The 19,637-nt window shown below is 71.8% G+C and carries 17 protein-coding genes; 7 read left to right on the plus strand and 10 right to left on the minus strand.

The annotated features are described in order from the left end of the window. Positions 1 to 30 precede the first annotated feature (30 nt). Both ABZZ74_RS38240 and ABZZ74_RS38245 read right to left on the minus strand, forming a co-directional pair. Positions 31 to 867 (minus strand): DNA-formamidopyrimidine glycosylase family protein, encoded by an 837-nt coding sequence (locus tag ABZZ74_RS38240; RefSeq protein WP_356773035.1) that lies wholly within the window; start codon positions 865 to 867, stop codon positions 31 to 33. 44 nt (positions 868 to 911) lie between these two features. Then, positions 912 to 5,951, minus strand: a complete 5,040-nt coding sequence (locus tag ABZZ74_RS38245) for an ATP-dependent helicase (RefSeq protein WP_356773037.1) — start codon at positions 5,949 to 5,951, stop codon at positions 912 to 914. Between the two features lie 329 nt (positions 5,952 to 6,280). Here ABZZ74_RS38245 and ABZZ74_RS38250 point away from each other — a divergent pair, with 329 nt between their 5' ends. From ABZZ74_RS38250 to ABZZ74_RS38260, 3 genes are read left to right on the plus strand one after another with little or no spacing between them, the layout of a single operon-like run. Next, positions 6,281 to 7,240: an AraC family transcriptional regulator gene (locus ABZZ74_RS38250; protein WP_356773039.1), complete on the plus strand. Its 960-nt coding sequence runs from the start codon at positions 6,281 to 6,283 to the stop codon at positions 7,238 to 7,240. Further along, a complete protein-coding gene (locus ABZZ74_RS38255; RefSeq protein WP_356773041.1) occupies positions 7,147 to 7,902 on the plus strand; it encodes an AzlC family ABC transporter permease in 756 nt (251 codons plus the stop codon). Before ABZZ74_RS38250 ends, ABZZ74_RS38255 begins: the two co-directional genes overlap by 94 nt. Further along, complete coding sequence (locus ABZZ74_RS38260) at positions 7,899 to 8,207, plus strand: AzlD domain-containing protein (RefSeq protein ID WP_133046197.1); 309 nt, start codon at positions 7,899 to 7,901, stop codon at positions 8,205 to 8,207. The genes ABZZ74_RS38255 and ABZZ74_RS38260 overlap by 4 nt, the downstream gene beginning before the upstream one ends. A gap of 16 nt (positions 8,208 to 8,223) precedes the next feature. Here the strand turns inward: ABZZ74_RS38260 and ABZZ74_RS38265 are convergent, their stop codons facing one another. Next, entirely contained in the window at positions 8,224 to 9,168 is a 945-nt protein-coding gene (locus tag ABZZ74_RS38265) for a hypothetical protein (RefSeq protein ID WP_356773044.1), read from the minus strand. Positions 9,169 to 9,248: 80 nt separating this feature from the next. Between ABZZ74_RS38265 and ABZZ74_RS38270 the strand changes: the two genes are divergently transcribed. Further along, the gene (locus tag ABZZ74_RS38270; RefSeq protein ID WP_208780414.1) at positions 9,249 to 9,443 is read left to right on the plus strand and encodes a DUF3046 domain-containing protein; all 195 of its coding nucleotides are present in this window, start codon (positions 9,249 to 9,251) and stop codon (positions 9,441 to 9,443) included. 60 nt (positions 9,444 to 9,503) lie between these two features. Continuing rightward, the gene (locus tag ABZZ74_RS38275; RefSeq protein ID WP_356773046.1) at positions 9,504 to 10,808 is read left to right on the plus strand and encodes an AI-2E family transporter; all 1,305 of its coding nucleotides are present in this window, start codon (positions 9,504 to 9,506) and stop codon (positions 10,806 to 10,808) included. Here ABZZ74_RS38275 and ABZZ74_RS38280 read toward each other — a convergent pair. Then, positions 10,802 to 11,632 carry a hypothetical protein gene (locus tag ABZZ74_RS38280; RefSeq protein WP_356773048.1) on the minus strand — a complete coding sequence of 277 codons (831 nt, stop codon included), beginning with the start codon at positions 11,630 to 11,632 and terminating at the stop codon, positions 10,802 to 10,804. The genes ABZZ74_RS38275 and ABZZ74_RS38280 overlap by 7 nt on opposite strands. Positions 11,633 to 11,949: 317 nt before the next feature. On the opposite strand from ABZZ74_RS38280, the gene recA reads away from it, so the two are divergent. Together recA and recX are read left to right on the plus strand one after the other, a co-directional pair. Next, entirely contained in the window at positions 11,950 to 13,083 is a 1,134-nt protein-coding gene (gene recA / locus ABZZ74_RS38285; protein WP_356773050.1) for a recombinase RecA, read from the plus strand. A 3-nt stretch (positions 13,084 to 13,086) separates the two neighbouring features. Beyond that, the gene (gene recX, locus ABZZ74_RS38290; RefSeq protein ID WP_356773052.1) at positions 13,087 to 13,974 is read left to right on the plus strand and encodes a recombination regulator RecX; all 888 of its coding nucleotides are present in this window, start codon (positions 13,087 to 13,089) and stop codon (positions 13,972 to 13,974) included. Here the strand turns inward: recX and ABZZ74_RS38295 are convergent. From ABZZ74_RS38295 to ABZZ74_RS38320, 6 genes are all read right to left on the minus strand, one after another. Beyond that, entirely contained in the window at positions 13,971 to 14,420 is a 450-nt protein-coding gene (locus ABZZ74_RS38295) for a rhodanese-like domain-containing protein (protein ID WP_356773054.1), read from the minus strand. The genes recX and ABZZ74_RS38295 overlap by 4 nt on opposite strands. Further along, on the minus strand, positions 14,417 to 14,962 hold the full coding sequence (locus tag ABZZ74_RS38300) for a cysteine dioxygenase (RefSeq protein WP_356773056.1): 546 nt from the start codon (positions 14,960 to 14,962) through the stop codon (positions 14,417 to 14,419). The genes ABZZ74_RS38295 and ABZZ74_RS38300 overlap by 4 nt, the downstream gene beginning before the upstream one ends. 348 nt (positions 14,963 to 15,310) lie before the next feature. Next, entirely contained in the window at positions 15,311 to 16,912 is a 1,602-nt protein-coding gene (locus ABZZ74_RS38305) for an FAD-dependent monooxygenase (protein WP_356773058.1), read from the minus strand. A gap of 175 nt (positions 16,913 to 17,087) precedes the next feature. Next, complete coding sequence (locus ABZZ74_RS38310; protein WP_356773060.1) at positions 17,088 to 17,996, minus strand: amino acid ABC transporter permease; 909 nt, start codon at positions 17,994 to 17,996, stop codon at positions 17,088 to 17,090. Further along, positions 17,993 to 18,658: an amino acid ABC transporter permease gene (locus ABZZ74_RS38315; RefSeq protein WP_356773062.1), complete on the minus strand. Its 666-nt coding sequence runs from the start codon at positions 18,656 to 18,658 to the stop codon at positions 17,993 to 17,995. Before ABZZ74_RS38315 ends, ABZZ74_RS38310 begins: the two co-directional genes overlap by 4 nt. Positions 18,659 to 18,785: 127 nt before the next feature. Next, a complete protein-coding gene (locus ABZZ74_RS38320) occupies positions 18,786 to 19,625 on the minus strand; it encodes a glutamate ABC transporter substrate-binding protein (protein WP_356773064.1) in 840 nt (279 codons plus the stop codon). Positions 19,626 to 19,637 lie beyond the last annotated feature (12 nt).

Here is a 19,637-nt window from a genome sequence, read left to right on the forward strand (position 1 = left end):
AGGGACGGTACGAGGGTTTCTGACGGGTCGTCAATTAGTCGTACGGCGTGGAGTTCCTCGGGGTGCGGCGGTGCTCGGCGCCGGTCCCGTCTGGCAGCGCGGGCACCAGTAGGTGGGGCGCTCGCGGGAGCCGTCGCCCTGGTCGGCCACGCGGATCGAGGTGCGGCAGCGCAGACACGGGCGCGGGGCGCGGCCGTACACGAACAGATCCTGACCGCGCCGGCCGGTCGTGCTGCGGACCGGGCGGTCGCGGTTGGCCTCCAGAAGCCTCTTGGCGAACTCCGGCAGCTTGGCGGCGCGCTCGGCGGGCAGGGCACCGACGGGGAGCCAGGGGGTGACGCCGAGCAGGAAGCACAGCTCGCTCTTGTAGACGTTGCCGATGCCGGCGAGATTGCGCTGGTCGAGCAGGGCCTCGCCGAGGGGGCGCGCCGGGTCGGCGAGCAGGTTGGCGAGCGCCTGCTCGGGGTTCCAGTCCGGGCCGAGGAGGTCGGGGCCGAGGTGGCCGACGACGCGCTGTTCGTCCGAGGTGCGCATGAGCTCCAGGACGGGGAGGCGGTAGCCGACGGCCGTGCGGTCCTCGTTGCCGAGGATCACGCGGATCTGGTGGGACGGGCCGCCGGTCCAGCGTCGGCCGTTGGCGAACACCTTCCAGGAGCCGTCCATCTTCAGGTGGGAGTGGAGGGTCAGCCCGCCCTCGACACGGGTCAGGAGGTGCTTGCCGCGCGGGGTGACGTCAAGGACCGTACGGCCCGTGAGGTCCGCCGTGGCGTACTTCGGCACCCGGAGGTCGCTGCGGGTCAGCACCGTGCCCGCGAGGGCGCCGTGCAGGCGTCTCGCGGTCTGCCAGACCGTGTCTCCTTCGGGCATGGGTCAAGAGTGGCACGAGGCGGTGGGCCGGCGCGGTGCGCTGGTCACGCCCGCAGCCGCAGCCCACGGGGCGTCGCGATGAAGCCCGCTCCTTCCAGGAGGGCGCCGATGGGGGAGGTGAGGGCTGAGGCGCCGTTCACCCGTTCGACCGTGACCGTGCCGAGGGAACCCGCGCGGGCGGCCGCGGCGAGGGCTTCGGCGGCCGTCCGCAGCCGGGGGTCGTCGGTCGCTGTGCCGTCCGGTTCCGCGGGCCAGGCCAGCAAGGTCTTGCCGCCACGCTCCATGTAGAGGGTCAGCTCACCGTCGACGAGCACGACGAGGGAGCCCGCCTTGCGGCCCGGCTTGTGACCCGCGCCGGTCGGGGGCTCCGGCCAGGGAAGGGCGGCGCCGTAGGCGTTGGCCGGGTCGGCGGCGGCCAGGACCACGGCCCGGTTGTCAGGCGTGCGGCGCCGGTTGGGGAGGGCGGCGCCGTACGAGTCGTAGGAACCGAAGGGGGAGACTGAGCCGCCGCGCGGGCCGCCCGCTCCTGGGGACGAGAAGTCGCGGGGGAAGTCACGTGGGGAGACGTATTCGTCCCTCGACGGGGTGCGCGGGACGCCGAAGTCGTCGTCGAGGCCGGGACGGCTTGCGTCAGCCCGACCGCCGCTCGGGGCGGCGCCGTCCGCGTTGTCGAAGGCGTCCGTCCAGTCGAAGGAGTCGGGGAAGTCGGCACCGTAGGGCGTGTGGCCGAGCGGGGTGTCACCGTCGGCCGCGCGGTCGCCCGGCGGGGTGAAGGCGTGGGGGGAGCCGAAGGCGCTGTCTCCAGGGGTGCTGTCGGTCGGCGGCTGGGGCAGGGCTTCGCCCCGGTCGCGGGCGTTGGACACCGCGCGGAGGCGGTCCACCGCGCCGTCCATCGCGAACTGGGCGGCGCCGAGCCCCTCCACCACATAGCCGCGCCGGGCCTGGCCGCTCTCCTCGAACGCCGACAGGATGCGGTACGTCGCCGAGAAGCCGCCCTCGACGCCCTCGGCGGCGACGGCCCCCCGGGTGACCACGCCGTGCCGGTCGAGGAGGGCGCGGGCGAGCGCGTGCGCACGGACCGTCGTGTCGGCCTCGCGGGACGGGAGCAGGGACCAGCGGCCGGCGACCGTGGGCGGGCCGCTACGGGAGGCGGGACGGGCGGCCGCCGTGAGGGAGCCGTAGCGGCCGCGCGGGACCGCTCGCTTGGCGCGGTGGGCCGTCGAGCCCGCCGTGCGGCCCGATCCGAGCAGGGACCGCATGGGGGTGAGGGTGTCGTTCGTCAGCCGGCCGGACCAGGCCAGGTCCCAGACGGCGTCGGCCAGTTGGGGATCGGTGACGTCGGGGTGCGTGGTCGCGCGGACCTGGTCGGCGATCTGGCGGAAGAACAGGCCGTAGCCGCCGGAGAGGGCGGTCAGGACGGACTCGTGCAGCGCCGTCAGCTCCAGGGGGTGCGGCGGGGGCAGGAGCAGAGGGGCCGCGTCGGCCAGGTAGAGGGAGACCCAGCCGTCCTTGCCCGGGAGGGCGCCCGCGCCGGCCCAGACGATCTCACCGGCCGCGGTGAGCTCGTCCAGCATCGCCGGGGTGTAGTTCGTGACGCGGGACGGCAGGACCAGCTTCTCCAGGGCCGAGGCGGGCACGGACGCGCCCTGCAACTGCTCGACCGCCCGCACCAGTCCGTCGATGCCGCGCAGCGCGTGCCCCTTGCCGATGTGTTGCCACTGGGGGAGGAACTGGGCGAGGGCCTGCGGAGCCACCGGTTCGAGTTCGTGGCGAAGGGCGGCCAGGGAGCGGCGGCGCAGCCTGCGCAGCACGGCCGCGTCACACCACTCCTGGCCGATGCCCGCCGGATGGAACTCGCCCTGTACGACACGGCCGCCCGCGGCGAGCCGCTGCAGGGCGCCTTCCGTGACCGCCACGCCCAGGCCGAAACGGGCCGCGGCCGTGGCCGACGTGAAGGGGCCGTGAGTGCGGGCGTAGCGGGCGAGGAGATCGCCCAGCGGGTCCTTGACCGGTTCCATGAAGGCTTCCGGCACACCGACCGGCAGGGCCGTGCCGAGCGCGTCGCGCAGCCGGCCCGCGTCCTCGATCGCCGCCCAGTGCTCGCCGCCGCCGATACGCACCCGGATCACGCGGCGGGCACCGGCCAGCTCCTGGGCCCACTGCGGCTCCGCGCCGCGCTCGGCCAGCTCGGCGTCGGTCAGCGGGCCGAGGAGGCGCAGGACGTCGGCGACGCCCTCGGCGTCCTTCACCCGCCGGTCCTCGGTAAGCCATTGCAGCTCCCGCTCCAGCTCGGTGAGCACCTCGGCGTCGAGGAGTTCGCGCAGCTCCGCCTGGCCCAGCAGCTCGGCCAGCAGCCTTGAATCCAGCGACAGGGCGGCGGCACGGCGCTCGGCGAGCGGAGAGTCCCCTTCGTAGAGGAACTGGGCCACGTACCCGAACAGGAGCGAGCGGGCGAAGGGGGACGGCTCGGGAGTGGTGACCTCGACCAGTCGCACCTTGCGGGACTCCAGGTCGCCCATCAGCTCCACGAGACCGGGGACGTCGAAGACGTCCTGCAGGCACTCGCGGACGGCCTCCAGGACGATCGGGAACGAGCCGAACTCGCTGGCGACCTCCAGCAGTTGGGCGGCACGCTGGCGCTGCTGCCACAGCGGGGTGCGCTTGCCGGGGTTGCGCTTGGGCAGAAGCAGCGCGCGGGCGGCGCACTCGCGGAAGCGCGAGGCGAACAAGGCCGAGCCGCCCACTTGATCGGTGACGATCTGGTCGACATCGCCCTTGTCGAAGACGACGTCCGCCGCGCCGACCGGTGCCTGTTCCGCGTCGTACTCCGTGCCCGCCTTCATGGGCTCCTGGTCGAGCAGGTCCAGGCCCATCAGATCGGCGTCCGGCAGGCGCAGCACGATGCCGTCGTCGGCGTGCATCACCTGGGCGTCCATGCCGTAGCGCTCGGAGAGCTTGGCGCCGAGGGCGAGCGCCCACGGGGCGTGGACCTGGGCGCCGAAGGGGGAGTGGACGACGACCCGCCAGTCACCCAGCTCGTCACGGAAGCGCTCGACGACGATCGTCCGGTCGTCCGGGACATGACCGCAGGCCTCGCGCTGCTCGTCCAGGTACGACAGGACGTTGTCGGCGGCCCAGGCGTCCAGGCCCGCCGCGAGGAGGCGCAGCCGGGCGTCCTCCTTGGGCAGCGAACCCACCTCGCGCAGGAACTGGCCCACCGCACGGCCCAGTTCGAGCGGCCGACCGAGCTGGTCGCCCTTCCAGAAGGGGAGCCGGCCCGGCACTCCCGGCGCGGGGGAGACCAGGACGCGGTCGCGCGTGATGTCCTCGATGCGCCAGGAGCTGGTGCCCAGCGTGAAGACGTCGCCCACCCGGGACTCGTAGACCATCTCCTCGTCCAGCTCGCCGACCCGGCCGCCGCCCTTCTTCGGGTCGGACCCGGCGAGGAAGACACCGAACAGCCCGCGGTCCGGGATCGTGCCTCCGGAGGTGACGGCGAGGCGCTGGGCACCGGGGCGGCCGGTGACCGTCCCGGTGACGCGGTCCCAGACCACACGCGGGCGCAGCTCGGCGAACGCGTCCGACGGGTAGCGGCCGGCGAGCATGTCCAGTGTCGCCGTGAAGGCCGACTCCGGGAGCGAGGCGAAGGGGGCCGCCCGGCGGACCATGGCGAGCAGGTCGTCGACCTGCCAGGTGTCCAATGCGGTCATGGCCACCAGCTGCTGGGCCAGGACGTCCAGGGGGTTGGCGGGGACCTTCAGGGACTCGATGGAACCGGTGCGCATGCGCTCGGTGACCACGGCCGCCTGGACGAGGTCGCCGCGGTACTTCGGGAAGACGACACCCGTGGAGACCGCGCCGACCTGGTGGCCCGCCCGTCCCACGCGCTGGAGGCCGGAGGCCACAGAAGGGGGTGATTCGACCTGGACGACGAGGTCGACCGCGCCCATGTCGATGCCGAGTTCGAGGCTGGAGGTCGCCACCACGGCAGGGAGGCGGCCCGCCTTGAGGTCCTCCTCGACCAGGGCCCGCTGCTCCTTGGAGACCGAGCCGTGGTGGGCGCGCGCGATGACCGGCGGGGCCCCCTGGGCCGCGCCCGAGCCGCCCATGAGCTCGGCCGGGGCGTGGTGCTCGTCCAGGGGTTCGCCGGTGGCGCGCTCGTACGCGATCTCGTTGAGCCGGTTGCACAGGCGTTCCGCGAGACGGCGGGAGTTCGCGAACACGATCGTCGAGCGGTGGCCCTGGACCAGGTCGGTGATCCGCTCCTCGACATGCGGCCAGATGGAGGGGCGCTCCTGGCCTTCCGAGCCGTCGGCGACCGGGGAGCCGCCCAGCTCGCCGAGGTCCTCCACGGGGACGACCACCGAGAGGTCGAACTCCTTGCCGGACTTCGGCTGGACGATCTCCACCTTGCGGCGCGGCGAGAGGTACCGGGCGACCTCGTCGACCGGGCGGACGGTCGCCGAGAGGCCGATGCGGCGGGCCGGCTTCGGCAGGAGCTCGTCGAGGCGCTCCAGGGAGAGGGCGAGATGGGCGCCGCGCTTGGTGCCGGCCACCGCGTGCACCTCGTCGAGGATCACCGTCTCGATGCCGGTCAGCGCGTCGCGGGTCGCCGACGTCAGCATCAGGAACAGGGACTCCGGGGTGGTGATCAGGATGTCCGGCGGGCGGGTGGACAGGGCGCGGCGCTCCGCGGGCGGGGTGTCGCCGGAGCGGATGCCGACCTTGACCTCGGGCTCGGGCAGGCCCAGCCGGACGGACTCCTGGCGGATGCCCGTCAGGGGGCTGCGGAGGTTGCGCTCCACGTCGACCGCGAGGGCCTTGAGAGGCGAGACGTACAGCACCCGGCAGCGCTTCCTCGGGTCCGCCGGCGGGGGCGTCGAGGCCAGCTGATCCAGGGCTGCGAGAAACGCGGCGAGGGTCTTGCCGGAACCGGTGGGGGCGACCACCAGCACGTCCGAGCCCTCTCTGATGGCGTTCCACGCGCCCGCCTGGGCCGCCGTGGGCGCGGAGAAGGCCCCCGTGAACCAGCCGCGGGTCGCGGGGGAGAAGCCGTCCAGGGCTCGGTGTGCGGAGCTGACCATGCGTCCATCCTGCACCCGGCCACTGACAATGGCGCTGACCTGCGGGTTCGCGCCGTGGGGTGGCGGGTGGGGGCGTTTCGGTCGGCGGTCGGCGGTGGTCGGGGGCTGCGCGACCCGGGCCTCGCGGTGTGGCGCCGTTGATCGAGGGCTCTCGCGGTGTGGCCGTGTGGTAGAGGCCCCCGGTGCTGGGACCCCGACTGGAGGAGCTGGCCGGCCAACTGGGCCCGACCCAGGCCGCCGTCCGCAGGCGGGCCGTGGCGGGTCATCCAGGGCCGTCACGGGTCGTAATGGGTTCGCCAGGCTTCGTCGGTCTCGCTGAGAATGGGGGTGTGGCGGGTTCGGGCAGTGAGGTGGCACGGCACTGGCGGTATGCGGAGTTGCCGGGAGTCGACCTGCTGCGGGCCCGGTACATCCGCAAGGCGTTCGTGCGGCACACCCACGAACACTTCGTGATCGCGGCCATCGCGGACGGGGTCGAGGTCTTCCACCACCGCGGGGCCGATCAGTACGCGGGCGCGGGGACACTCGCCCTGGTCAATCCCGACACACCGCACACCGGACGGGCTGGGGTGCCGGAGGGATGGCGGTACGGCGCCGTCTATCCGTCGCCGGAGGTGGTCGCGGAGATCGCCGCCGAGACCACGACCCTGCGCGGGACGCCGGGGTTCGTCAGTCCGGTGCTCGACGACCCCTATGCCGTAGGGCTGGTGCACCAGGTGCTGCGGGCCGCGGACGAAGGGAACGCGTTGGCCGCCGACACCCTGTTGAGGGTGGCCGTGACCAGGTTGCTGCGGCTCAACGGCGGTCCCCTGCCACAGCGGGCGGTGCGGACGGCGGGCAGCCGGATCGCCTCACGCGCGCGTGCCGTGCTGGAGGAGCGGATGGCCGGGCCGCCGACCCTGGAGGGGCTCGCGGCTGATCTCGGGACCAGTCCGTTCGCGCTGCTGCGGGCGTTCCGGGACGCGTACGGGATGCCGCCCCACGCCTGGTTGACCGACGCCCGGGTGCGGAGGGCGCGGCGGCTGCTGGACGCAGGTACGCCGCCCTCGGAGGCGGCCGTCGCCGTGGGATTCACCGATCAACCGCATCTGAACAGGCACTTCGCCCGGATCGTGGGAGTGCCTCCGGGGGCCTACCAGCGGGAGCGCAAGAACGTACAAGACGCTCCGCGCGGGCTGCTCGTACCGTCGGAGGGGTGGCAGAACAGACCGCTTTCGCAGACGTCCGGGGCGAGGACAAGCCCGACGCCGCCGTCGTCCGGGACGCCCTCGGAGTCGGGGTCGCCGTAGGACTGTCCGGCTTCGCCTTCGGGGTGACCGCGGCCGGCAGCGGGGTCACGGTGTTGCAGGCCTGTGTGCTCAGCCTCCTGGTGTTCACCGGGGCGTCCCAGTTCGCGCTCGTGGGCGCGCTCGCGGCGGGTGGCAATCCGCTCACGGCCGCCGCCGGCGCCTTTTTCCTGGGGGTCCGCAACGCCTTCTACGGGCTGCGTCTCTCGCAGTTGCTGGCCCTCCCGCGCGCGGTACGGCCGTTCGCCGCCCAGTGGGTCATCGACGAGACGACCGCCGTGGCGCTCGCGCAGCCGACGCGGCGCAGTGCCCGGATCGGGTTCACGGTCACCGGGCTGAGTCTGTACCTGCTGTGGAACCTGACCACTCTGCTCGGCGCACTCGGTGCCCAGGCCATCGGGGACACGGACGCGTGGGGACTCGACGCCGCCGGGCCCGCCGTGTTCCTGGCGCTGCTCGCGCCGATGCTCAGGACCACCACCGAGCGTGCCGTCGCGGGCCTCGCCGTCCTGCTGGGGCTCGGCCTGCTGCCGGTACTGCCCGCCGGCGCACCCGTCCTGGTGGCCGCGCTCGCCGCCCCTGCCGTGCTCTTCCTGGAGGGACGGCGCAAGGGGGCTCCACGCGACGCCGCCCATGACGACCACACGGAGGAGGAGAGCCGTTGAACACCTGGATCGCGATCGGTGCCACCGCGCTCGGTTGTTACGCCGTCAAGCTCATCGGCCTGCTCGTGCCCGCCGGCACCCTGGAGCGCCCGCTCGTGCGGCGGCTGGCGGCGCTGTTGCCGGTGGCTCTCCTGGCCGCGCTGACCGCTCAGCAGACGTTCGCCGACGGACACCGCCTGGTGCTCGACGCGCGGCTGGCGGGGATCGCCGCGGCCGCCGTCGCGCTGGTGCTGCGGGCGCCGTTCCTGCTCGTCGTGGCGGCGGCCGTGATCGTCACCGCCGGTGTGCGGGCCATGGGCGGGTGATCTCACCGAGGCGGGGTCAGCCGATGACGCGACCGTGCGCCCTGAGGGTGCGCAGTGCCTCGATCGTCACCATGGGGCGTGCCTCCAGCGTGGTGCCCGGCGCCCACTGGCGCCAGCGGACCGGCCAGCCGCCGTCCTCCTGCTGGGCGTCGGCGAGGAAGTCCAGGGAGCGTGCCATCTCGTCGTCGGTGAACCACGCGCGCGCCAGTGAGCTCGGTGTCTTCGCGTAGTCGTGTGGGAAATGATGCTCGCCGGGGGCGTAGCCGGGCGCCACGGGATACCCGGCGAGGTCGCCCGGATCCAGCGCGGCGAGCCGGTGTTCGCGCACCAGACGGCCGAGACGGTCGGCTGCCGCCTCCGCGCGCGGGCGGTCGGGAGCGGAGTCCAGGAAGGCCACGGCGGCCTCGATCTCGTACGGGTGCGACTCCCCCAGGGAGTCGATCGCCTGCCAGCAGTAGTCCGTGGCCCGGAACAGCCAGGCGTGCCACACCTCGTTGCGGTGCAGCAGGCCCACCACCGGCCCGGTGGCGAGCAGTTCGCTCGGCGGGTCGTCCACGATCGGCATGAACGGGGCCGCCGGATAGCCGCGCTGGCTGGGATGGATCGCCGGGAGCGCCCCGTCCTTGGTGGAGACGGAGGTCAGATAACGGCACACCCGCTCCACCCGCTGTCCGCCGCAGCGCCCGATGGCGTCCAGGACCCGTAGCGCGTGCCCGGTGTGCAGCGGCTGGCTGACCGGGCCCCGCAGATCGGGCTCCAGGGCGTGGCCGTAACCGCCGTCCTCGTTGCGGTAGGCGTCCAGCGCGGTTTCCACCGGGTCGGCGCTCCCGTTCAGGAAGTGGTGCGCGAAGACGCGCTGCTCGAGCACGCGCGCGGTGAGCCAGACGAAGTGCTCGGCGCGGAAGAGCGGGGAGTGCGCCGGGGGCGTGGCGGGGAGTGGGGAAGCTCCTGTTTCGGACATGCGACAGACCGTAGGGCGGAAAGCGGTCTCGGCAAGTGGTCCCGGCTCAGGCCCACCCTCAGGGGCGGGATACTGGAGGCATGCGGTTGACGGTCTTCTGGGAGCGGATGGCGGATCACTTCGGTCCGGGGTACGCCGACACCTTCGCGCGCGACCACGTGATGTCGGAGCTCGGCGGACGCACGGTGCACGAGGCGCTGAACGCCGGCTGGGAGGCCAAGGACGTGTGGCGCGTGGTCTGCGCGGTCATGGACGTTCCGGGGGAGAAGCGCTGACCGGTCGTGAAGATCGCAGGGTGGCATCCGGTTGTCACAGCGGTGGGCGAGACTTGACGCGTGGCACCCACTGACGAGACCGGGCCGACGGCCCAGGACGCATCCCCGTTCGGCACGACGCCGCCCGACCGCCCGGCCGACGGCGGTGACAGGTCGAGCGCCGCCATGCCCCGCTGGCTGCCGCGGGCCGTGGTGCTGGTGCTCGCTCTCTACGCCGCCTTCCAGCTGGGCACTTGGGCCTTCCACCAGCTCACCGGGCTGCTCATCAACCTCCTCATCGCGTTCTTCCTGGCCCTCGCCATCGAGCCCGCGGTGAGCTGGATGGCCTCGCGCGGCATGCGCCGGGGCCTCGCCACCGGCATCGTCTTCCTCGCCGTGATGGTCCTCGCGGCGGGCTTCGTCACCCTGCTCGGCTCGATGCTGGCGGGCCAGATCATCAAGATCGTCGAGAACTTCCCGGACTATCTCGACTCGGTCATCAACTGGATCAACACCCACTTCCACACCCACCTGAAGCGGGTGGACGTCCAGCAGGGTCTGCTCCGCTCCACCTGGCTGCGCAACTACGTTCAGCACAGCGCCACCGGTGTCCTGAACGTCTCCGCCCAGGTCCTGGGCGGCCTCTTCCAGTTGCTGACGATCGCGCTCTTCTCGTTCTACTTCGCCGCCGACGGCCCCCGGCTGCGGCGCGCGATCTGTTCCGTACTGCCGCCCGCACGGCAGGCCGAGGTGCTCCGCGCGTGGGAGATAGCCGTCGACAAGACGGGCGGGTATCTGTACTCGCGCGGCCTGATGGCGCTCATCTCCGGCATAGCCCACTACATCCTGCTGCAGATCCTGGGTGTGCCCTACGCGCCCGTGCTCGGCGTCTGGGTGGGCCTGGTCTCGCAGTTCATCCCGACGATCGGCACGTATCTCGCGGGCGCCCTGCCCATGCTGATCGCGTTCACCGTCGATCCCTGGTACGCGCTGTGGGTGCTGATCTTCGTCGTGGTCTACCAGCAGTTCGAGAACTACATGCTGCAGCCCAAGCTGACCGCGAAGACCGTCGACATCCATCCCGCCGTCGCCTTCGGCTCGGTCTTCGCCGGCACCGCGCTCCTCGGTGCCGTCGGCGCCCTGATCGCCATCCCGGCGGTCGCCACACTGCAGGCGTTCCTCGGCGCCTACGTGAAGCGGTACGCGGTCACCGACGATCCCCGGGTCCAGGGCCACCGCGGAGGCGGATCGGGTAGCGGCCTCTTCGCGCGCGCCAGACAGCTGTGGACCGCGCGGACGGGAGCGGTACGGGAAGAGGCGGGGGAGCGCGGCGAGGACTCCTCCCGGGGGCGGGAGCCGACCGGACTGGCTGATGAGACTCAGTAGGTGAGCACGGCCCACACGCCGGCGGCGATGACGGCGAGCACGTAGCAGCCGGTCGCCGCGGCCACCAGCCGCAGCCGGGTGGGTTCGCTCCAGGAGGTACGGGACAGCAGCCAGGCCAGGGCGGGCAGCACCAGGACGGCGTGCAGGCTGACGCCGTGCAGGGGCTTGAGCGGGGCCGTCGAGTGGTAGGCCGCCTCCTGGTGGCCGGTACGGGTGAGCACCACACCGCGCGCGATCATCGCGGCGCCCGAGGCGAGCGCGACGAGCAGGATCGCGAACCCGGAACGCACGGCGAGCGCCATTTCGGCGGGTCCCGCGGGCCGGTGCCGGAACGAGGCCACTGCGAACACCGTGAGCAGCACCACGAGGACACCCCCGCCCACCGCCAGCGTCATCGACACGACGGTGTCGAAGGGCGTCTCCATGTCGAGGTGCGAGGGCACCCGGCGCCAGGCCTGGAGGGTGATGCCGCCGACCTCCACGACGCAGTCGGCCGCGAACACGGCGAGCAGCACGGTACGCAGGCGTGGTCCGACGCGGAGATACGACGTGACCCAGGTGACCGCGATCAGGGTCGCCCCGAAGGACAGCCCGAAGGTCACCGGCTTGCGCCAGGAGACGGGCCCGTACCAGGGTCCGCCGTCGACGGCGAACACCAGCAGATGCGCGAGGCCGGAGAGGATCAACAGGAGCCCGACGGCGTGACAGAAACGCTCCACCGGGCGCAAGCCCGGCAACCGTGTGAGTGGTCCGGCCGGTGCCGGGACGTCGGCGGGGCGCCGCGCCGCTTCGCCGCTCCCTCGGGTGCTCTTCTCGGTCCTCATGCCCCTGAGCCTTCCGGGACAGCCCCCTCCCGGTCGTCGTCCCGTCGAAGACATCCGCCGTACGCCGCCGGGAGCAGCCCGGGCTGTCGGTGGGTTGACAGAGTCTCGGAGGTGTCGCGTGGTGCGCTTGACACCAAAATCGAACATCCATTCTTATGGAGGCTCCGGCGAGGCTCTCCGCGGGTGATTCGACGCGTTTTTGACGGAGAAGTACCCGAGTTATCCACAGGCCGGACGGGCGTCGGGGCGCATTGTCAGTGGCAGGCGTTAGCGTCTTTGACGTGAAGCGATCGACTCAAGCAAACCGGGTGGAACCCATGGCAGGAACCGACCGCGAGAAGGCCCTGGACGCCGCGCTCGCACAGATTGAACGGCAGTTCGGCAAGGGCGCCGTCATGCGCCTCGGCGAGCGGCCGAACGAGCCCATCGAGGTCATCCCCACCGGGTCGACCGCACTCGACGTCGCCCTCGGCGTCGGCGGCCTGCCGCGTGGCCGTGTGGTGGAGGTGTACGGACCGGAGTCTTCCGGTAAGACCACGCTGACCCTGCACGCGGTGGCCAACGCGCAGAAGGCCGGTGGCCAGGTCGCCTTCGTGGACGCGGAGCACGCCCTCGACCCCGAGTACGCGAAGAAGCTCGGCGTCGACATCGACAACCTGATCCTCTCCCAGCCGGACAACGGCGAGCAGGCTCTGGAGATCGTGGACATGCTGGTCCGCTCCGGCGCCCTCGACCTCATCGTCATCGACTCCGTCGCCGCGCTCGTCCCGCGCGCGGAGATCGAGGGCGAGATGGGCGACAGCCACGTGGGTCTGCAGGCCCGTCTGATGAGCCAGGCCCTGCGGAAGATCACCAGCGCGCTCAACCAGTCCAAGACCACCGCCATCTTCATCAACCAGCTCCGCGAGAAGATCGGCGTGATGTTCGGCTCCCCGGAGACCACCACCGGTGGCCGGGCGCTGAAGTTCTACGCCTCGGTGCGCATCGACATCCGCCGCATCGAGACCCTGAAGGACGGCACGGAGGCGGTCGGCAACCGCACCCGCTGCAAGGTCGTCAAGAACAAGGTCGCGCCGCCCTTCAAGCAGGCCGAGTTCGACATCCTCTACGGGCAGGGCATCAGCCGCGAGGGCGGTCTGATCGACATGGGCGTGGAGCACGGCTTCGTCCGCAAGGCCGGCGCCTGGTACACGTACGAGGGCGACCAGCTCGGCCAGGGCAAGGAGAACGCGCGCAACTTCCTGAAGGACAACCCCGACCTGGCCAACGAGATCGAGAAGAAGATCAAGGAGAAGCTGGGCGTGGGCGTGCGGCCGGAGGAGCCGACGGCCGAGCCGGGCGCGGGCGCCACCGCCGTCTCCGCCACCGCCTCCGCGGACGACGCGGCGAAGACCGTGCCCGCTCCGGCGGCCAAGGCGGCCAAGACCAAGGCCCCGGCTGCCAAGAGCTGATCCATGACACGGCGAACCGACTGGTCTGAGTACGCCTATCCGGACGCTCCGCGTGAGCGGGACGGGGCGGGTGACGGGGGTTTCGCCGGTCCGGACGGCGAGGCGTACGCGGACGGGGGACACGGCCGCGCGGTGTCGTACGGCCACGGGGGGTCGTACGACACCGAGGGGCCGTTCGGTGACGAGCCCGGCGGCGGGCAGTGGCCGGACGACGGCGGGCCGCAGGGTCCAGGTGCGTCCGGTGGCGGCTCACGCCGGCACGACGGGGCCCGTGGCGGGGCCCGTGCGACGGGTGGCTCCCGGGGGCGTCGGCAGCGACGCCGCGGTGAGCCGGCCGGTGAGGACGGTGGCTCCTCCTTCTCGTCGAGGGCCGAGCGGGAGGAGCCGCCGGCGGACCCGGTGGAGCGGGCGCGGGCGATCTGCCTGCGCCTGCTCACCGGGACCCCGCGCACACGCAAGCAACTCGCGGACGCCCTGCGCAAACGGGAGATCCCGGACGAGGCCGTCGAGGAGGTGCTGTCCCGGTTCGAGGAGGTCGGGCTGATCAACGACAGCGCCTTCGCGGACGCCTGGGTGGAGTCCCGGCATCACGGCAGGGGGCTGGCCCGGCGGGCGCTCGCCCAGGAGCTGCGGACCAAGGGCGTCGACTCCGCGCTGATCGACGCGGCCGTCGCACAGCTCGACTCCGAGCAGGAGGAGGAGACGGCGCGGGAACTCGTCGCCCGCAAGCTGCGCTCCACGCGCGGTCTCGACCGTGACAAGCGGCTGCGCCGTCTCGCGGGCATGCTCGCCCGCAAGGGCTATCCCGAGGGAATGGCCCTGCGGGTGGTCCGACGCGCGCTGGAGGAGGAGGGGGAGGACGCGGAGTTCCTCGAGGACGAGGGGTTCTAGCGCTCGGTGTCGAGTGCCGCCCGCGACGCCACCGGCAACCCCGTCGCCTTCCACGCCTGGAAGCCGCCGACCAGATCGGTCGCCCGGCGCAGCCCCAACTGGTGCAGTGACGCGGCCGCGAGGCTCGACGCGTACCCCTCGTTGCAGATCACCACGACCCGCAGATCGTGGCCCGTGGCCTCGGGGACGCGGTGACTGCCCTGCGGGTCGAGGCGCCACTCCAGCTCGTTGCGCTCGACGACGAGGGCACCGGGGATCAGGCCGTTGCGCTCGCGCAGGGCCGAATACCGGATGTCCACCAGCAGCACCTCACCGGCGAGGGCACCCTCGTACGCCTCCCTCGGCTCGACCCGGTCGAACCCCGCGCGCACCCGCTCCAGCAACTCGTCGATGCCCAGGGGCCGTTCGCCGGCACTGAGCGACGGCCCCGCCACCGTGTCCGTCACTGCCAGTCCTCCGGACGCTCGACCTGCTCCAGGCGAAGGACCTGGCCCACGCGGCTGTACCGGCGGATCTGCGGGAGCGGAGGGTAGTAGGCGTGGACGGAGACGGCGTGCTGGTCGGTGGACTCGTTCAGCACCTCGTGGACGTGGTGACGACCGAAGGCGCGCCCCTTGCCGGCGGGCAACCGCCGCTCCCGGTCCACCCCGTCGGTCAGTTCGAGGGTCTTCCAGCCGTCGGCGGGCAGCCGCGCGGCGAGCGAGTTCTCCTTCAGCTCGCCCGAGGCCGTGATGAAGGCGCCGACGGACTCGGCGTGGTCGTGCCAGCCGGTGCCCGTGCCGGGCGGCCAGCCGATCAGCCAGGCCTCGCTGCCGCCGGGACCCTCCAGCCGTACCCAGGTGCGGCCCTCGGGATCGAGCGGGAGCGAGGCGATGAGATCGGCGTCGGCGGCCGTGCGCCGTACGAAATCGAGGAGATCGGCCTGCGTCGGCGTGGAGGCCGTGGGGGCCCCAGGAGCCGTCGTGGGCGCAGAGGGGGAGACAGACACGTGGCACCGTCCTGAAGAGCGTTCGCGGAGCGCGCGCGACAGCACGGAAGCGGCGCGCGCGGGTGAGGAAGGGAATGCGAATTCAGCAGGACTCGCGACACAGGCAGCCCGGGTAGCGGACGAGGTCCAGATGGACCCTCCGCCACAGGCGCACACAGGTGTCGGTCACGATGCGGAGTACACCATGTCGGTGCAGACCGGTCAACTCACTGTCACTATGTGGACCGCACAGTGACCGTGAGTACGACGTACGTGCGTACGAGATTGCCGCAGACGCCCTGCGCCCCAGACCTCGCGACTCAGAACCCGCGCCACATTCCGCGACGCCCCTGCGCGCTCCGGTCCGCCTCAACGCGCCCCCGCGCCCGCCTCGGCCTCCGTCTTCGCCGGGTTGCCCAGCGTCGCCTCCGCCGCCGCGTACAGGTCGGCCGGACGTACTCCGCCCAGCGCCGTCACGAGGTGGCCGTCGGGCCGTACCAGGAGCACGGTGTGCGCGGAGGCTCCCGGGTAGTTCTCGGCGACCAGCAGTTCGGCCGGATGGGGCAGTGCGGTCACGGCGGCCGCCAGCCGGGGCATGATCCCGGCGGTCACCCAGTGCTTGCGGTCCCACACGCCCGTACCCGGTGCGACCAGGACGACGAGCAGCGCGCCGTGTCCGAGGCGCTCCCGCAGCCCCACGAAGGAGCCGTCCTCCGCTGTCACCAGCACATCGGCGACCGGCGCCCCGGGAGCGGTGGACACCGGCACCTCGCCCTCGAGGTGCCGGGGCGCGAGCGGCGAGGAGGCGTACGCCCCCGGCGTGCCGAGCGTCCCGCGCCCCAGGTGACCGTCCGTGAGCAGGGCTTCGGCGCCCCGGGCCGCGCCGGGCACGTACGCGCGCAGCCCGCCACCGCCGCGCAGCAGGGGCAGCACCTGGTCGGCGGCGCGCAGCCGGGCGGCGACCGCACCGCGCCGCTCCGCCTGGTAGCTGTCCAGCAGCGCCTCGTGCGGCCCGTGGTGCCAGGCCAGCGCCAGCTTCCAGGCGAGGTTGTCGGCGTCCCTGAGCCCCTCGTCGAGCCCCTGGGTACCCAGCGCGCCCAGGAGGTGCGCCGCGTCCCCGGCGAGGAACACCCGGCCGACCCGCCAGCGGCGCGCCAGCCGGTGGTGCACGGTGTGGACGCCGGTGTCGAGCAGGTCGTACGGCGGTGTGGAGCCCCCCGTCCAGCCGGCGAGGGTCTCCCGGACGCGGGCCAGCAGCAGCTCGGGTGTGACCAGGTCCTTGCCCGGCGGCAGCAGCCAGTCCAGGCGCCACACCCCGTCCGGCAGCGGTCGCCCGGTGACCTCCCCGCCCGAGGGTCCGGCCGTCCGCCACGGCGGCATCCGATGGAGCAACGCCTCACCGTCCCACGGAAGTTCCACACGCAGGGCGGCCACGGCGTGTCGCTCGACCGCCGTACGGCCGGGGAAGCGGATGTCCTGGAGTTTGCGCACGGTGGAGCGCGGGCCGTCGCAGCCGACCAGGTAGCTGCCGCGCCACCAGGTGCCCTGCGGGCCGCGGGTGTGGGCGGTGACTCCCGAGGGCTCCTGCTCGACGGAGTCGAGACGGCTGTCGACGGCGATCCTGGCGAGCCGTTCGCCGGCCAGGGCCTCGCGCAGGGCGCCGGTCAGGACGTGCTGGGCGATGTGCAGCGGGGCGGGCTCGTCGTCGCCGAACGCGATCTCGCGCATCACCTGCTTGCGCCGCAGCGACCGCCATCCGGCCCAGCGCAGTCCGGCCTCCTCGACCGGCAGACCGGTCAGCCGCTCCATCAGGGCGGCCGTGTCCTCGCGCAGCACGACTGTGCGCGCGGGACGCGGCTCGTCCTTGCCGGGCCCCTCGTCCAGCACGACGGAGGGCACTTCCTGACGGGCCAGCGCCAGGGCGAGCGTGAGCCCGACGGGTCCAGCACCGACGATGATCACCGGGTCCACGGCGCGGCGCCCCCTGCCCGCGACGGTGTCCTGAGGGACATATGTGAACAGGAAGTTGGAGCAGGGTGCACGATCACAGAACGTATGCAACCCATTGGCGGTGTTTGCGTCAAGTGACGGAGGCAGTGGCGATCATGCCACTGCCTCCGCGCGGATCAGGTGAGTTGACCGATCATCAGATGGTGTCGCTCGCGCCGGTCCCGAAGGTTCCGCCGACCGCCGCCGGGTTGAGTTCCTCCATGTCCTCGGCGCCGAGGACCGCGCCCGTGCTCCGCTTGCTGCGCCGCAGCCGGCGCTCCAGCCAGCTCGCGAAGCTGGTGAGGACGAAGTTGACGACGATGAAGATGATCGCCACCACGACGAAGCTCTGGATCACGTTGGCGTAGTTGGCCGCCAGGGTGCTGCGTGTGTTGAGCAGCTCGGTGTAGCCGATCATCACACCGCCCAGCGCGGTGTCCTTCACGATGACGACCAGCTGGCTGACGATGGCCGGGAGCATGGCCGTGACCGCCTGTGGGAGCAGGATGCTGGTCATCGTCTGACCCTTGCGCAGGCCGATCGCGTACGCGGCCTCCGTCTGCCCCCTGGGCAGCGCGAGGATGCCGGCGCGCACGACCTCGGCGAGCACCGAGGCGTTGTAGAGCACCAGACCGGTGACCACCGCGTACAGCGGGCGGTCCTCACTGGTCACGCCGGTGGAGCGGGCGTAGAACTCGTTGGCGAACAGCATCAGCAGCAGGACCGGGATCGAGCGGAAGAACTCGACCACCACCCCGGCCGGGACCCGCACCCATCGGTGGTCGGACATCCGTGCGATACCGAAGACCGCGCCCAGCGGAAGCGCGATGACCATGGAGAGCGCGGCGGCCTTCAGTGTGTTGCCCAGACCCGGCAGCAGATACGTGGTCCACGCCTCGGACGTGGTGAAAGGCTGCCACAGGGACCACTTCAGCTGGCCCTTGTCGTCCATCTTCTGCCAGACGAACCACACCACCAGCGCGATCAGGACCACGAAGACGACCGAGAGCAGGGCGTTGCGTTTCCTGGCGCCGGGGCCGGGCGTGTCGTACAGGACCGAACTCATCGCTTCACCGCCAGTCGCTTGCCCAGCCAGCCCAGGATGAGCCCGGTGGGAAGGGTCAGCACCACGAAACCGAGGGCGAAGACCGCGCCGATGAGCAGCGTCTGGGCCTCGTTCTCGATCATCGACTTCATCAGATAGGCGGCCTCGGCGACGCCGATCGCGGCGGCCACGGTCGTGTTCTTCGTCAGGGCGATCAGTACGTTGGCCAGCGGGCCGATGACCGCACGGAACGCCTGCGGCAGCACGACGAGCCGCAGGGTCTGACTGAAGCTCAGCCCGATGGCGCGGGCCGCCTCGGCCTGCCCCAGGGGCACGGTGTTGATACCGGAGCGCACCGCCTCGCAGACGAAGGCCGCCGTGTAGGCGACGAAGCCGAGCACGGCCAGCCGGAAGCCCTGCACCTTGAAGTCGGAGGCACCCATGGTCACGCCGAAGATGTCGGCGAGGCCGAGTGAGGTGAACAGGATGATGACCGTCAGCGGGATGTTCCGGACGATGTTGACGTAGACGGTGCCGAACCCGCGCATCAGCGGGACCGGGCTGACCCGCATCGCGGCCAGCAGGGTGCCCCAGATCAGGGAGCCGACGGCGGAGAGTGCGGTCAGCTTCACCGTCATCCAGAACGCCCCGAGGACGTCATAACCTTGAAGAAAGTCGAACACGATCTCCCGCGCTTCCGGGTGTGTGGCGTACGAGAAGGGCGTGGCGCGCCGCCGCCGTGATCGCGAGGTACGGCGGCGCGCCCGGGGAACCCTGGAGAGCTGGGCCCTGCCTTGCTTGACGATCCGGCTACTTGACGATCTGGCCGATCTTCGGCGCCGGCTCGTTCTTGTAGCCGGCCGGGCCGAAGTTCTTGTCGACCGCCTTCTGCCAGGAGCCGTCGCTGACCATGGTGGTCAGGGCGTCGTTGATCTTCTTGAGGGTCGCGCTGTCGCCCTTCTTCACACCGACGCCGTAGTTCTCGTTGCTGAGCTTGAGCCCGGCGAGCTTGAACTGGCCCTTGTACTTGTCCTGTGAGGCGAAGCCCGCGAGGATCGAGTCGTCGGTGGTCACCGCGTCCACGGCACCGCTCTGCAGGGCGGCGATGCACTCCGAGTAGCCGCTGTACTCCTTGAGGTTGGCCTTCGGGGCGATCGTCTTCTGGACGTTCTGCGCCGAGGTTGAACCGGTCACGGAACACAGCTTCTTGCCGTTGAGGTCCGTGCCCTTGGAGATGTCCGAGTCCTTCTTGATCAGCAGGTCCTGGTGGGCCAGCAGGTACGGGCCGGCGAAGTCGACCTTCTGCTTGCGCTCGTCGTTGATGGAGTAGCTGGCCGCGATGAACTTGACGTCGCCGCGGGCCAGCGCGTTCTCACGGTCGGCGCTCTTGGTCTCGACCCACTCGATCTGGCTGGGCTTGTAGCCGAGTTTGCCCGCCACGTACGTCGCCACGTCCACGTCGAAGCCGGAGAAGGAGCCGCTCGGCTCCTTCAGGCCGATGCCCGGCTGGTCGAACTTGATGCCGACCTTGATCTTGCTTCCGCCGCCCGAGGAACCACTGTCGTTCTTGTCGCTCGACCCGCACGCCGTGGCGGCCACGGCGAGGGCGAGAACGGCGGCCGAGGCGGCGGTGACCTTGCGGAGCTGCATGGTGAACATCCT

Source organism: Streptomyces sp. NPDC006476 (genome assembly GCF_040612015.1).
GTDB lineage: Bacteria > Actinomycetota > Actinomycetes > Streptomycetales > Streptomycetaceae > Streptomyces > Streptomyces griseorubiginosus_B.